Below are 14,791 nucleotides of genomic sequence, written 5' to 3' on the forward strand. Positions count from 1 at the left end.
ATATCTGCTAATGATTGCTAACAGAATCCCCACGGGTGACAACAGAAGAATCGACGCATACGACAGTCCCTGCAAGGGACTGCCTGCCTCAGGCGGAAACATGAAACTGTACAGTGTGAACAGGGTGATGCAGACAAATAAAGTCAGAGACACATGGGACAAATATCCTCTCATCATGTAACCTCAGCCAACATACCTGATAGAATACCGGCTCTACGAATGACCTCAATCCGTTCCTCGCGGCCTTCAATCGCCTTTATCATTTCGATAGCCGTATCAAAATTCATCCTGACGTATCCGGTTGTTTCATAACCTTCCGGTCTCTCCACGAAACGCTTCACGCCTACCAGATAAAATAACCGATATGCGTCGAATTCCTTCCAATGCCATGCCGCGAACAGGGTCCGCTCATCGCTGATTTCGATTCCTGCTTCCTCCAAGGCTTCACGGGTCAAGCCATCCATAATCGACTCACCCGGTTCCAGCCGCCCTCCTATAGTTGTGAGCACCTTCTCATAACGATCCCAAACCATGATCACATCACCATTATCAAGCACGGGAACACAGTGTACACTGCCAATCTGTTTCCCCTCTGGAATCTCCGTTATAAAACTCAGCATAGGGGGATGGCACCTCCGAGATTTATTTAGTGATACGCGGCTGAAGATAATCTATAACTTCTTCTATATGCTGAATCTCGGCAAGCGGAAAAACACCCATGCTGTTCATTCTCGCAATGTTCCCGCGATAGGCGATAAATGGAATTCCGGCGCTCTCGGAGGCCTTGCCATCCACCCAGGCATCTCCGACAGACAACCATTCCTTCGGTGATGTATGAGGGAAATGCTTCAGTACCTCCAAATAACCATCGGGTGCCGGCTTTAACAAGCCCATGGCTTCTCTGCCAATAATGAGATCAAAATATTGCGCAATCCGGTTCTCTTCCAATGCGGCCATCGCTGCTTCCACCGCATTATTCGTCACAATGGCCAGATGCATCTGCCCATGCAAGTGCTGAACAAGCTCGCTTGCGCCCGCTTCTAGTTCTGCACCCATCATCCCTCTCATCTCATGTTCTTTGGCAATATTCCACATCGCCTGACGAAGATCTTCCGACAGCAGCCCTGTATTCATGGCTTCAGCAATAATGGTTGAGGTGGTATGGGTGTCCATAGACAGACCTTGGGGCAAGATTCTGTGATGGCATAGAAAGGCGTAGATGTCCCTCTTCATCGCGCCAAAATCAATGCTGGAATACAGTAGCGTATTATCCATATCAAAAATAATCCCTTTTATCGTGAACCCGATATCTAATCAACTCCAGTCATGGAAACGCCTTGAATTGCGGCCCTAGCAGGTAAGCCTGATTTGGGTATTCGGATCAATGATGTGACGCTTGCCTGGCCAGGGTAATCCTCCGTCCCATCATCTGCTTGTGAAGCTAAAGTGATATATAGATGATTTTTTGGATCCCCTATCTGTTCGCTGGTCATCTTCATGGATGCGATCCGAAAACCTTTTGCCGACGGAAGCTGTCCTCCGCTAATCAACATATAAATTTCCTGACTCGTTTCCTTAAGCACCCACCCGCCGGGAGCCCTATTTATGCTGTCATCATAAAGCTGTTGAATATCCGGATCAAGATGCTCTACCGAACGGGACTGCCAAGTAAATTCCGAGGCGGTTTTGGTATATAGAAGCTGCTCATATGGAACTTGAATATAGTCTGTCTCGCGGATTTCCCTTTCTTCTTCCGTTACACGCCCCGCATCGTAGAAATCGTCTGCTCTCTGCTCATAGCAGCCTGAAATCAATATCATCATAACAATCATGGTGAACGTCAGCCGTCTGTTGATGCGTAGTCGCAAAAAATGCACACACCCCTTCATCTCCTAATCATACACAACTTCCGTACCGGCGATAAAATCGTGAAGGGAACGCTTATCCTCGCGCATCGCAACCATAAAGATACTCATGATGAGACCAATTCCAAACGTTAGCGTATACACAATTCCCGCTACGAGGTTGCGGAGCAGCATCGTTCCTATGCCCGGCGGCTCAAGAAAATCGAATTTGCGTATGCGAATTCCGCATAAACGCTTGCCGATGGTATAACCATTCCAATACACGGGCACCAAAATGGCATACAGACCATAAATCAAATTATTGATCGGCTCATTCTCAAAATTCCCAGTGATCAAACCTGCAATGAACCATAACGGAAGGCTCACGATGATTCCATCCAGGAGATTGGCGCCTAGCCGGATCCAAAAACCGGCCACTTGGTTTTCGTCCATCAATATACCTCCTTAAAAAATCAAGATAGCATTCAATTATGGACTCCTATCGGCGCTGTCTGTCTGATCAAACTCCTCCCAGTTACTCTTGATCTTGTTCAGGTCATCCTCTAGCCATTTACGAATGATGGGGACGATGAAGCATAAGATACCAATAATCAAACTGATGATGCTGAATATCAATGGTCCTTTTCCAAATTCTGATAACAAATCCTCAAACATCCTAGGACTGTATATCCCCGCAATTGCTGCCGTTAAATACCGGATACCGTACAAAAAAGCCGAAATACAGATGAAAATAATGCCCATCGCTTTATTGTTCATAGGGTATCTAGTCCTTCCTATTATCAGTTACTTTATCAACCAAGCAGCGGCAAATGATTATACTCTTTGGCTAATTAGCTCACTTCTGGCTGCGATTAACCACGGATGCACCAATTTCATTTTGTCACGTTGATTCCATACATGGTCCAAATACACAAGCGCCGCTCCGTCTAAATCCAGTTCGTCCAGTCTAGTGCGCATGTCCGCTTGATAGGTGTGATCGCCTTCAAGTTCCCAAGAGATCTTATCCGCAACGAATAATACCTTATCCAATTGGCTTGCCCCGGCTTTTAACGTTGTATGGCATTCAATAGCGTTCAATATGTCCGGAGAAGTGCAGCCGAAGATACGCTGAGCCATTTCCATGGAAAGCTTCTGATGAATGATCCTGATATATCGGTGTTCCTCTTCCATAATGGGTAGAGACCATTCTTCCGCGGCCTCCTTCATTTCACTTACCGAAATAGCATTGCTGATATCATGCAGCAGCGCCGCCTGCCGGGCTGCATCTGGGTTTACATCAAATAACGGTGCGATGGCTAACGCCTCTCGAACTACATCCATGATATGCTCAAACGTTTCCTGCTCTCCATGCTTGATGAGAAAAGCTTCTACATCATCCCTTAGGTTATATGTAAACTCTATGTCATGAGTCAACTTACTAAACACGGAATCCCTCATCCTAGACACACACCTTTCCACACAACATTTTCCATTCCCTCATATCATTGTAAGCTTCGGTTCCTGATCGAACAATAGTTTTTCCCACATTTCCCCATCCCACCGTCATCCAGCTCAAGTAGAGAATGTAACTTTCACACAACTAAATCAGCCACAAATAAAAAAACAGAATGACTTTCCTACATCGTAGTTAAGCCATTCTGCTGCCTGTTATACACTATTTTATGTATGATCGAAATATGCGGTTACAGTTATCTGCTCCTCGATTTCATAATGACCCCAAGCAAACCATAACCAATCGTAACACCTACCGAGTTCAAAATAAAATCGTCCACATCCAGGCTTCCCCGCCGGGAGATCAGCTGTGCCATTTCGAGCACGAATAACCCGACTAAAAAGAAACCCAACATCTTAACGTATCGAATTCGAAATACAACTGGAATCAACACCCCGAAAGGCACAAACACAGCGATATTCCCAACGATATTGATCAATGAAGCCAAGCTGCGAATGGGGAAATAACTTGCCATCGTCGAAAATGGCACCAGATTATAACTGAATTCCGATTGTGTGGTCCTCCCGAATCCCCAGATCATCCAGTAAGTTAGCAACATGGTGTATCCAATGAGGAAGATCAAGGCGATCATTTTATAATGCGATTTCATTGAGGTCTCCTGTGAAAATGAATTCAAACATATTTATCCAATACGTAATCTTCGATTATTTCAATATTTCTGCATTCCTGTGCATACTGTTTAATGTGCTTCTTAATATTCGGATACAAAATAATGTCGTCCAGCTGCTCGAGCGGAATCCATTTCACATCGGTTTGATTCGGATCTGGCGCAGCCGGAAGTTTCGGGGATGATCCTTCATGTGGATAACATTCAAACACGATGTATAGCGTGTGAATGTCCGTTATGTTATTTCCTGGCTGCTTATGAGGAGCATTGTCGTACACAAATGCGACAGGTCCAGCCTCTGCTTCCAGCGTGGTTTCCTCGTACAATTCTCTCAAAGCGCCCTCTATAATCGACTCTCCTGGCTCGGCCCCGCCTCCAGGCAAATTGTAATGCATTCCGTTCTCATCTACATACTCGACCAATAACACATGCTCATTTTGAAAAACCAATGCTGTCGGTCTCACCCGAATATGATACGTCATAAAAACCACCTCTCCACACGGCTAATGAATAGCTGCTGAATTTTCTTGATCTGTCTATCATACAATTAACGAAGTCAAAATGGGAATATTGTGTATAATTGCAGGTCAAAAAGGCTATCGGGTGATCGCAGCAACCTCCCAGATAACCTCCATCCATTAACACATATCGTTAATTCTTTTAACTTCCTGTTCGATCGTTATCATCCAGTCTCACGGTTTCTCCCGTCTCGCGAGAGACATTTGCAGCCTCCAGAAAACGAATGATCTCCAGCGTCTCAGATAAAGGAACATCCGAGACACCTGTCGAGAACATCTTCATGACCTGTTCCAGCAGACTCGCATAATAGGGTTTCGGATGCGCCATAATGTCTACAAAACTGCTAGCCTCCGTGCGATGAATGGTCATCCCAAAGCGATCATTACCTGCGCGATTGCCCCGAATCGTCCCGATTCTCCCATCATTCCAAACCGCTGTTAATACCTCATGCAACTCCGTCGCGGCGACATGTACGCTTACGCATCCAGGTCCGAGAACGCGGTAAAGCATCTCCGCCGCGTGGATTCCATACCAGAAAAATCCCGGCTGTGTCGGTTGAAGGGGAAGCGGTCCGGCGCAGTCCACGCCAATGATATCATCTACACCGCCGCGAGCCAGTTCATCCTGAAGCCCTTGCGCATATCGAAGTGACGAGCTGCTCATAACGGTAACCTGAAACTGCTCCGCCAGTTCGGCAATTTCTATTGCGTCCTTACTGCTCACCGCAAACGGCTTATCAATAAATACCATTTGGCAATGAGGAGCAATCGCGCGAAACAAGGACAGATGCGACCTTCCGTCGACCGCTTCGAGCATGACGGCATCGACCTGTTTGGCCACGTCTCCCGGAGAATCCAATATTTCGGTTCCCCACGCAACAAGTTCCTTGGTATACCCGTCCACCCGGTTTATACTAAGCTCGAAGTCCGGTGATCCTCCGGGAAATGCCGCTGTAACCCTTGCGCCTGGAACGTAATAGAGATGTGCCTTGTCATGCAGCATTTTCGAGAAAATGGAGACATGCGATGTATCCAAACCAATCATACCGATCTTCAAAGTCATAAGTTCATTCTCCTTTACCTGCAGGATTTTAGATGATCACACTGGCATTTCCATTCGCTACGTTACTGAGAGATATCAGCAGCCGGAACATAGGCTTTTCTTACAATCATCATATCACCCTGAACGACTAAAGGACGTGACTTTAATTCGTCTTTTAAATTAAACCTGAATCCAATGCAAAAAGACCGCCTCCATCTGATTATCAGACGTAGGCAGCCTTTTTAGAGGATTTATAAATGCTCCGTGCAGTTGAATAAGGGGCAATTCCATTCACCGTTGGACTTGGTTAGAAGAGTTAAGGAGGCATTATTCATATAGGTTGTTGTAAAACGCTGGGGTAGCAGTTTTTGCAGGGATAATCCAATGACGGCACCATGACTCACGACGAGAATATTCTTATTCCCATAGGTTTGCATTACTTCCTCCAAAAACTGAGTTCCTCGCTCAGCAACATCCTCATAACGTTCCATACCTAAATCCAGTTCTCGCCAGGAGTGCCCCCAAGACACCAGTCTCTCTTCCTCTGTAGTTCCTTCAATATGACCGCAATCGATCTCGCAAATCCGTTGATCTTCCATGATATCAAGCACAGAGATCTTTTCAGCAATGATCCGCGCAGTAGCTCTGGCACGGATCAAGGGACTTGAGATGATGATCTCCCAAGACTCTTTCTTTAAGCGCTCAGCGATTCGTTGAGCCTGTTGCCTCCCCTCAGCATTAAGAGGAATATCGCTCCGTCCCTGAGCCCTATTCTGAACATTCCAATCCGTTATTCCGTGTCTAATAAGGCCGATGGTAGCCGTATCATCCACCTCCCACTAGGTACATCTCCATGTAAATCTGCACTATACGCTCTACGGCTGCATTCTCCATTTTATCACGATGAGGCGGTTCACCAGAGCCACAAATGCAAACACAATGGCAAACGTTATTAAGCCCGAGGATACCTGGCATGCCACCGCGGTTGCAAATATAAGAAATTCGATGAGCAGCACCACGGCAAGCGGCAGCTTGATCCTTGCTTTTGGAGAGATGGTCATGCCCCAGATGACGGCTGCAAGCAGCGGAAGCCCAATACCGAGTACGAACTGTGCCACGAGCCCGGAACCAAAATGGAAGCCCCAGTAACCTATCGAAAACAATAGAATCAATTCCAGAATAAATCGAATCGCAAGATTCAAAACTTTGAACATATTGGAGCACCTTTCGTTTCCTGTTGTATACCAAATGTCAATGCTGTAATCACAGCTCGATTTGCTCCAGGTGATGGATCATATGATCGACATAATCGTTAAATAACCACTCCAGTGTGACCTCCGTTTTATCAGGCAGCACGCATTTTTTCTGGAAATCAGACGAATCGGCTTTTTGCATGACACGCAGAATCATCCGGTTCATCTGCTGCCACAGTGACAACACTTCCGATTGATCATATTGATCCTGGTAATTGTTCACTCGAACCCAATCGTTCTGCGCGTACCCCTGAATGGCAATCGGATAATCGGACAGCAAAATTTTTACAAACCGGATATGGTTATTTACCGCTGAATCGCAAAGGTGACCCAGGATCTCCTTCTTGGACCATTTATCGGGCGCAAGCTTCAGATTGAACTCCACCTCGTTAGTCGCCGTTACAATCTCTGTCATTTCGGTAATCAATGCTTCCAGCTTCATGATTGACTCCATACGCTATTCCTCCTAAGAGCTCCTCTCAGCCAATAAGCTTAGAGAGCTTGGTTCCATTCTATTCGTGCAATCGGCATTCCCATGAAATCGCTATATTGCTTGGCAGCTTCCATAAACTCCTCTTCTCGATCATTCCTTGGCAAAAACGGACTAAATGCGATTTCGATGCCGCTGCGCTTGATCTCCCGCTTCCAGACACCGACCACTTCCCCGCCTGCCACCATCATCGGTTGAAATACCCCGTTGCGATGGGGAGCGATCTTCGCATCGTGCTCTATCTCTATGATCGCGCTGCGATCCTTGTAACCCAAGTAATATTCATCAAAACCCGGAAGCAGAACCACCGAATCCGTATCAGCGGACACGGCCGGTGTTGTGACAGAGCTCCAGTATTCCGTGCCGTTGACAAAATCTAAACGAAGGTTTGATTTTACGGCCTCAAAGCCTCGTTTAGCTTCTGTCAGCGTTAATCCGACCCACCACGCAAAATCCTGAATCGTTGCGGGCCCGTGACCTGAAAAATAACGAAGCGCAAGCTCCGCCAGCGATTCTTCAAGCGTTAGCTCCCTCGAATTCGGGACCCATTCATCCAGCAGCACGAAACTCTGCTGTTTACCTTCATACGGGCCGAAACAGATCATGCCTGTCCGTCCCAAATATCCGAAAATGAAATAACCGCGGCCATTCTTGGTGCTGATCCCCGCTTCCTCCAGCAACTCCATCAGTCTGGGACGGGATACGCGGGTACAGCCACTCAGCGCGTTGCGAATGATCGTGCGGCATCGATGGAGCGTACCTTCGTCAAGCTCAAGTTCGGCCTGCTTCTTCTTATCATGCGTGTGAAAGCGCGATGCCGTCAGCTTCAGCATCCACTTGGCATCCTCCGCAGGCACGAAGAATATCGTCCCTCGCATCGGCCAGGTCAGCACGATCTTGCGATCGATCATGGCCTGCTCCACATCGGACAGCTTGGCAGAATGTGTACGGAGACCGATTCCCCATACCGCTTGATGAAAATCCTGGGCCTGCACAGCGCCGAGCCCTCTTACGACTTGCTCTGGACTCTCATGCTTCATACCTGTTATTCCTTGATTGAACAGCCTTCGATTCGCAATGATTCGACTTGGCACAATGGTCACTCTCCTAAGACATGAATATCTCGCGAGCCTTGAGCCTTCATTTTAAATCCGGAATGGACATCCAGGCGCGATCGTTCTGCCAGCTCACCTCAACCGGCGTCTCAAAAAACGAGGTCAAATTCCCGCTTGTCAGCATATCCTTGGAGCTCCCCTGTCCGAATACTGTGCCCCGGCGGATGAGCAACGAGTGCGAGAAGATCGGCAGTATTTCTTCGATATGGTGCGTAACGAATAGCAGGGTCGGCGCATCGGGCTTTGAAGCCAGTGCCGTAATGCTGGACAGCAGCGCCTCCCTCGACAGAAAATCCAGTCCGTTACAGGCCTCATCCAGTATCAACAGCCTTGGAGAAGCCATAAGCGCCCTAGCGATCAGCAGCTTCTGCTTCTCCCCTTGCGAACAGGTTTCATATGTACGACCCAGCAGATGAATGCAATTGAAATCCTTCATAAGCTGCTCAGCCTGTTCCCGATCTGCTTCATCCACCTTCTGATACAAGCCAATCGAGGCGTGTTTGCCGCTGATCACGACATCCAGCGTGGACTCATTCGGACGGATTCTTTCCTGCAACGAGGAGCTGACCCAGCCTATCGATTTACGCAATTCTCTTAAATCCACCCTGCCAAAACGATGCCCGAGCACCGAAACCGTACCGCTGGTCGGCCAGATATAACCGTTAATCATATTCAAAATGGTTGTCTTTCCGGAGCCGTTCAGCCCAAGAACCGCCCAATGCTCTCCTTGCTGTACGGTCCAATCCACGCCTGCAAGAACGGTCTTCTGCTCCCGTTGCCAGGTTACGTTATTCAGTTCAATCGTCGTGTTCATTGCTGATCCCTCTCCTTCTCTACTTCGTCTCTCTTTTCCTCTTTTCAAGGATTATACCAGCAATTACATATTCCTCAATAGCGAGATGAGATCCAGCCTTGTGAGCAGTCTACGTCTTGGAGTCAAGCTATGTATACCGAGCCGGACATTTCATTTATTAAAGAGGTTTTGATCAACGAATTAAATGTTGACAAATAATTATTTTTGTGTTATGATATAATATTTCACTATTTACATTAGTTTGCTGATTTGATAATCTACTTCTACTCATCTCTCCCGGAAAGATAAACACGGGAAGAACCCTTTATACGTGGAGGTATGTAACATGCAAATCGATCAAGGCATTGCCATGCTGGAAATTTCCGCAGCCATGATGGGACGAATCGAAACGATCCATCCAACATTCATATGGGATCATCAGAACCGGGTGCTTATCGATACCGGCTATCCCGGCCAGTTCCCGATCATTCAGGAGCAGCTGTCGGACATCGGGGTTTCCGTCCAGGATGTAAGCAAAATTATTATAACACACCAGGATTTGGATCATATCGGCAGTTTGCCGGCCATGATCCAACACAGCAACCACGCCCCGGAAGTGTTCGCCAGCGAAATTGAAAAGCCTCATATCGAAGGAGATACAAGGCTCGTCAAATTATCGCCCGAGGCCATTACACAAGCGCTGGCTTCGATGCCGGATCACGTTCCGCCGGAGTGGAGGAATGCGTTTAAGCAAACGCTGGAGAATCCTCCCACAGCCCCAGTGAACAGCATTTTGCGCGACGGCGAGGAACTGCCGTTTGGCGGCGGTATCATCGTGATCCATACGCCGGGCCACACCCCGGGCCATACCAGCTTATATCATATACCGAGCAAAACCCTGATTGCCGCAGATGCCCTGAACGTGATCAATGGATGGTTGGTCGGGCCGGATCCGGCAACTACATATGACATGGCGTCAGCCAAGCTTTCGTTGCAAAAGCTCACTCATTATGACATCCATAAGGTGATCTGTTATCATGGGGGACTATTTACGGACAATCCCAACCAGCGCATTCGTGAATTGGCTTATGCTTAAGCGTTTGTCGGTTCACTTTCCATCAAGTAGACTTCACTTCGTTCTTCTGTCCGTCGATCCAGCTAATCTCAAGGTACCACGTATACGTGCCGCCGGCCGGCACTTCGGCCGCTGCCTGACGATGCATGGCATACAAGAGATCATCGAGCAGCCCCGTCGCTGGTTCCAGCGCAAGATGGTACTGTCCCTGATAGCCGCCGTAATTGGCCCATATCCCTAAATAAGGCACCTGCTCTTTAGGAAACGTCATGCGGAGTCCTTCTCCCGCAACCGGATCGTAAATGGAAGCTTGCCCATCCGGCAGCTCGCCTGCAAAATAAAACTTCTCCGCCGATGCTTCAAGCCTGCTCTCGGTTCGATTCAAGCGGATATGGAGCTTTTCATCCCATGGCTGCGGCCATTTCCGAATATCGCCGAATTCTCCCAATCGACCGTTCGCCGAGTACGATACGATGATCTCCCTCAGCTCGTGAGGAACAATAATCTCTGCGCCTTCATCGATTTGAAACAACGGATGTGCTGCCCAAAGGAAAGAAAATGGGAACGGACTCGAATTATGAACGGCATAATCGATCCGCAGGGTATCTTCACGAGGGAAGGAGTAGGTTTTGCGCAGCTGATAGGGAATTCGGATTCCCTGCACGCTGCAGTGTAGCTGTTCTTGCTCGCTGCGCACCTTCCATGGAATGGACCATACCTCGCCATGATCGGGAAACTCGGTTCCTTCCCATGGATAGGCGGGATACCGGCAAACATTGATCGTAGGAAACATTTCATCCCAGCCGCTCCCGTCCCGCTGTCCGAAGGAGCTTGCATACCCGTTCGTTTCCAGAGCTCCGGCAGGCTGCGCCAGCCATTCCCGGCCTGTTATTCGATTGCGAAGCGAGATGACCCTGCTTCCGAGTTCAGGCACCACGACCATCTCCATAGCCGCCGTCCGCCCTGTCCAAACCTCATATTCATCGAGCGTCCCTTTGCTCCAGATCATCATCGTCATCCTCCTCCGTTGTAGTCAATGCATCACCCGGAATGCACAAATTCTCAAGGACCGTTCATAACGGCCCTTGAGAATGAAGTGTGGATCCCTTAAATAAACGTCTCGCAAAGCGCCAAATGCAACGCAGCTCCTTGATGGTGAGACTCCAGCTGCAGCACTTCGCGGAACAGGTTCTCCGCGGACTGCCGGTCACCGAGTCCAAGATGCCCAAGCCCCATCATGTAACGGCAATGAATTTCGTTTCTTCGGTCCAGATCTTCATCAAACACCAGAAAGTCCGGCAGCGAGACGGCAAAGTAATCGATGCTCTGAGGCTCGAATATATGCTTCTCCCCGTAATCGATCAGCTTATTAAACCGGCTGCGGGCTTCATTCTCTCGGCCCAGTCTCCGCAGCGCGGCCCCTTGATAAAAAATCATGTGCGGCGGCTGATCGTTGTAATACATCGCACTGGTCGGCTCATCCAGCCCCTCCGAAGCTTTCAGGAAGTAGGCCTCCGCCTCTTCGGACCGGCCAAGCCCGTCGTATGCGCAGCCCAGGTAATAATCGATGTTATTCTCCTGCGCTCCCGTGAGTTTCCCTTCATTGATGTTGAGCGGGTATTGCTTGGCAGCAAGGAGCTGCTCTACGGCATCCTCGCAGCGATGCTCCTGAAGCAGCTGCTTCGCCAGCTCCACACGGGCCAACACATACTGGACCGGAACCTTGCCCTCGCCGCCTTCCCATGGGTGAAAGTTGCGTTTCAGAATCAAGGCCAATGCCTCCTCATAACGATTCAGCGTATTGTGCAGCGTCATATATTCCAGATATAAATCATCTCGCTGCTCGACCAGCTCCATGTGCTCCTCCATCGCTTTCAATCGATCGGCCGGAGCATGACCAAGCTTTTTATACAGCTGGTCCAGCTCGTAGAAGACCCTGGCGTCCGCCGGATTCAGCGAGAAGGCTTTTTGCAGCGATGCCAATGCTTGGTCGTGATCCTGCCTCTTGTTATAGAAAGCGAGCGCCAGATTCCGGTGCGGCGTAGCGAAGCTGTCGTCCAGAGCGACCGAAGCTTCCCAGCTGCTTGTGGCTTCATCGTAGCGCTTCTTGTCGTACAGCAGATTCCCCAAGTAGTACAGAGCCTTCGCATCCTGAGGGTGTAGGGCGAGCGCCTGCTTCAGCGTCGCGTAATCATGCAGGGAATTCGGGAAACAGTACGACGGATCGGCCGCTGAGGCCAATCGGTAACAAGCAGCTGCCTCTTCCGCTCGGTTCATCTTCATTAAATAACTGCCCTGATAGTAATAAACCATCGGATATACGGCAGGCCCTGTAAGGCGTTCGATGCGCTGCAACACATCCAAAGCGTCGGCATATTGGCCTGCTTCCGCATAGTCCTGAGCCAAGGCGATATAATTGTGCGGATCATCGCGCAGGAGCTGGGCAAGCGATTCATAAGCCCGCCGGCTTTTATCCTCTTGCTTCTGTTCTTGATATACGGCTGCCAGCTCGTTCATCGCGCCCGCATCCATGGGATCCAGCTTGAGCGTTTCCTCAAGCCATGACTTCGCATCCGCCAAGCGTCCCAGCTTTCTTAAGGCGAAACTCTTGAGATGCCGCGCCTTATAATTCCGATACTGGGCAGCCAGTGATCGTTCGATCAGATCGAACGCTTCCTCATATTCCCGCTTCTCGCAGGCAATCTGGGCCAAAGCCAGATAACCAGCCCCTTGCCAGGCCCCCGCCCAGACCGACTTGTACAGATAAGCGTACGCTTCGTCCAAACGTCCCTGCCATTTCAAGGCTTTGCCCAAATGATAGAACGGTTCGCTGTCATAGGGTCGGGCGTTGTGGCGGGTCAAGGTTTCAATGGCTTTTCTAAAATAAACCTTACTCTGCGTAAAGCACCCTCTCCGCAGCAAGAGCAAACCATAGGCATTGTTTAGCCTTGCGTCTCCCGCATCGCGCCGAAGACCTTCCATATAGTAGGCTTCCGGTTCATAGGTTGCGTGCCGGTACTGCTCCAGATGCTGTCCCGCTAAGAATAGCGCTTCGGTATTCTTCAGCTCCTCCGGCTTGCCAATCTCCGTGGCAGGGTCCGGTGTCCGCTCCAAGGTACGCGGCTTGGGCTGGTAAGCGACCAACTCCTTGCCGTCCGCAGCGAATACCGCGACACGCACATCTTCTTCATTGACACCGGGATCCAGATCGATCACGGCATGGAAGGTGTCGGCCGGCGACAGCTTGACCTTCCGATCCAAATAGGTGCGTCCCGCTCCGGTCACCAGGATGCGAGCCCCTTCCCTAACCGAGGTGGCATAGACATGGACAACGGCTTTATGGTCGTGAACTTCGAGATTTACGGCGGCGTCAATGGACGCGTTCTTCACCAGTCCGATGTCTTTATAGGGCATGAAGTACTGCTTGAAGCTTTTCTCCTCATATGGCGCCAGCCAGGTGAAGTCAGGCTGGTTATCGGTATACACGCCGGTCATGAGCTCGATGTACGGGCCGTCTTCGTCGGTCAGGTTGCGATCCCAGGCTTGGCCGAATTCGCCGTGCCCCCATGTCCACTGTTTTTTACCGGGAGATATATGTTTATTGGCCACATGCAGAATCCCCGCTTTCAAGCCATGGTCATATCCGCCGACGAAATCATAATCCGAATGATAAGCCATATAGGAAGTCGGAACGGGAATGTTGCGGTACATGGAAATATCGACGCCCGCCGAATAGTCCTGCTTATAATACGTGCCGGTGGCAATCGGAAATTTGGACACGTCCCGTTTCCCATGATCGAACACCGCGTGAACATCCGGCGGAAATACGGACTGGGTATGATCGTTGACCGCTACGGCCGGATTCGCCCACCACAGAAAAGTCTGCGGCTCCGAGGTCCGATTGTACATCTGTGCGTGAATTTCAAGATACGCCTTGCCCGGATACAGCGTGAAGCCGGTAGACACCTTCGTGCCGTACATCCGGTCGATCTCGCCGACCCATACCGTCTTGCTGCCATCCGGGTGATCCGTTAAGCTCCACTCCACCTCGCCAAAGGTGTTCGGACGGTGATGCTGCGGCCAGTTAAACTCGATTCCCCCGGATATCCAAGGTCCTGCGAGGCCAACCAAAGCCGGCTTGATCACTTGATTGTGGTATACAATATCATAGTTGTTGGTTTTATCGATGGCCCGGTAGATGCGGCCGCCAATCTGCGGCATGATCTGAATCTGCACGTACTCATTTTCAAGGAAAATGATCCGGTAGGGCTTTACTACTTTCTCATCGTAAATTTTATCGATGACCGGCAGCGGATAGACACGCCCAGAGCTCCCCTGATACACGCGTTTCTCCAAAAACATCGGGTTCAGGTCCGGCTTCCCCACTTCATACGTGGGAATCTCTACGGTCTCTTCCCGTACGCTCACTTGCAGCTGTTTTGTCATGATTCGGCATCCCTCCATTGGTATCAGCATTGGCTGCTTCATGTCTATTTTATAAGCACGTCTGCACGCAGAGC

General features: G+C 49.5%; 17 protein-coding genes. 1 reads left to right on the forward strand and 16 read right to left on the reverse strand.

Going from position 1 to position 14,791, the window contains the following annotated elements; translation table 11 throughout:
• Nucleotides 1–173: 173 nt before the first annotated feature.
• The 14 genes from NYE54_RS23060 to NYE54_RS23125 form a co-directional block, all read right to left on the reverse strand.
• The gene (locus tag NYE54_RS23060) at nucleotides 174–620 is read right to left on the reverse strand and encodes an NUDIX domain-containing protein (protein ID WP_339266438.1); all 447 of its coding nucleotides are present in this window, start codon (nucleotides 618–620) and stop codon (nucleotides 174–176) included.
• Nucleotides 621–642: 22 nt separating this feature from the next.
• Nucleotides 643–1,275 carry an HAD-IA family hydrolase gene (locus NYE54_RS23065; protein WP_339266440.1) on the reverse strand — a complete coding sequence of 211 codons (633 nt, stop codon included), beginning with the start codon at nucleotides 1,273–1,275 and terminating at the stop codon, nucleotides 643–645.
• Between the two features lie 35 nt (nucleotides 1,276–1,310).
• Entirely contained in the window at nucleotides 1,311–1,868 is a 558-nt protein-coding gene (locus tag NYE54_RS23070; RefSeq protein WP_339266442.1) for a hypothetical protein, read from the reverse strand.
• Nucleotides 1,869–1,892: 24 nt separating this feature from the next.
• On the reverse strand, nucleotides 1,893–2,297 hold the full coding sequence (locus NYE54_RS23075) for an RDD family protein (protein WP_339266444.1): 405 nt from the start codon (nucleotides 2,295–2,297) through the stop codon (nucleotides 1,893–1,895).
• A gap of 36 nt (nucleotides 2,298–2,333) precedes the next feature.
• On the reverse strand, nucleotides 2,334–2,621 hold the full coding sequence (locus NYE54_RS23080; protein WP_339266446.1) for a hypothetical protein: 288 nt from the start codon (nucleotides 2,619–2,621) through the stop codon (nucleotides 2,334–2,336).
• A gap of 57 nt (nucleotides 2,622–2,678) precedes the next feature.
• Complete coding sequence (yqeK, locus tag NYE54_RS23085) at nucleotides 2,679–3,290, reverse strand: bis(5'-nucleosyl)-tetraphosphatase (symmetrical) YqeK (RefSeq protein WP_339266448.1); 612 nt, start codon at nucleotides 3,288–3,290, stop codon at nucleotides 2,679–2,681.
• 263 nt (nucleotides 3,291–3,553) lie between these two features.
• A complete protein-coding gene (locus NYE54_RS23090; protein WP_339266450.1) occupies nucleotides 3,554–3,967 on the reverse strand; it encodes a VanZ family protein in 414 nt (137 codons plus the stop codon).
• Between the two features lie 23 nt (nucleotides 3,968–3,990).
• A complete protein-coding gene (locus NYE54_RS23095) occupies nucleotides 3,991–4,467 on the reverse strand; it encodes an NUDIX domain-containing protein (RefSeq protein ID WP_339266452.1) in 477 nt (158 codons plus the stop codon).
• 178 nt (nucleotides 4,468–4,645) lie between these two features.
• Nucleotides 4,646–5,566: a gfo/Idh/MocA family oxidoreductase gene (locus NYE54_RS23100; RefSeq protein WP_339266454.1), complete on the reverse strand. Its 921-nt coding sequence runs from the start codon at nucleotides 5,564–5,566 to the stop codon at nucleotides 4,646–4,648.
• Between the two features lie 230 nt (nucleotides 5,567–5,796).
• A complete protein-coding gene (locus tag NYE54_RS23105) occupies nucleotides 5,797–6,378 on the reverse strand; it encodes a histidine phosphatase family protein (protein ID WP_339266456.1) in 582 nt (193 codons plus the stop codon).
• A gap of 42 nt (nucleotides 6,379–6,420) precedes the next feature.
• On the reverse strand, nucleotides 6,421–6,759 hold the full coding sequence (locus NYE54_RS23110; protein ID WP_339266458.1) for a YrdB family protein: 339 nt from the start codon (nucleotides 6,757–6,759) through the stop codon (nucleotides 6,421–6,423).
• 49 nt (nucleotides 6,760–6,808) lie between these two features.
• Nucleotides 6,809–7,252 (reverse strand): DinB family protein, encoded by a 444-nt coding sequence (locus NYE54_RS23115; RefSeq protein ID WP_215163126.1) that lies wholly within the window; start codon nucleotides 7,250–7,252, stop codon nucleotides 6,809–6,811.
• Nucleotides 7,253–7,290: 38 nt separating this feature from the next.
• Nucleotides 7,291–8,382, reverse strand: a complete 1,092-nt coding sequence (locus tag NYE54_RS23120) for a winged helix DNA-binding domain-containing protein (protein WP_339266461.1) — start codon at nucleotides 8,380–8,382, stop codon at nucleotides 7,291–7,293.
• Nucleotides 8,383–8,428: 46 nt separating this feature from the next.
• On the reverse strand, nucleotides 8,429–9,217 hold the full coding sequence (locus NYE54_RS23125; RefSeq protein ID WP_076325161.1) for an ABC transporter ATP-binding protein: 789 nt from the start codon (nucleotides 9,215–9,217) through the stop codon (nucleotides 8,429–8,431).
• Nucleotides 9,218–9,542: 325 nt separating this feature from the next.
• Here NYE54_RS23125 and NYE54_RS23130 point away from each other — a divergent pair, with 325 nt between their 5' ends.
• The gene (locus NYE54_RS23130; RefSeq protein ID WP_339266464.1) at nucleotides 9,543–10,292 is read left to right on the forward strand and encodes an MBL fold metallo-hydrolase; all 750 of its coding nucleotides are present in this window, start codon (nucleotides 9,543–9,545) and stop codon (nucleotides 10,290–10,292) included.
• Nucleotides 10,293–10,314: 22 nt separating this feature from the next.
• On the opposite strand, the gene NYE54_RS23135 is transcribed toward NYE54_RS23130, so the two are convergent.
• Nucleotides 10,315–11,280: a hypothetical protein gene (locus tag NYE54_RS23135; RefSeq protein WP_339273619.1), complete on the reverse strand. Its 966-nt coding sequence runs from the start codon at nucleotides 11,278–11,280 to the stop codon at nucleotides 10,315–10,317.
• A gap of 98 nt (nucleotides 11,281–11,378) precedes the next feature.
• Nucleotides 11,379–14,717, reverse strand: coding sequence for a DUF5107 domain-containing protein (locus tag NYE54_RS23140; RefSeq protein ID WP_339266465.1), 3,339 nt, complete (start codon nucleotides 14,715–14,717; stop codon nucleotides 11,379–11,381).
• Between the last annotated feature and the right edge of the window lie 74 nt (nucleotides 14,718–14,791).

The organism is Paenibacillus sp. FSL K6-1330, assembly GCF_037976825.1.
Taxonomy (GTDB): Bacteria; Bacillota; Bacilli; order Paenibacillales; family Paenibacillaceae; genus Paenibacillus_AQ.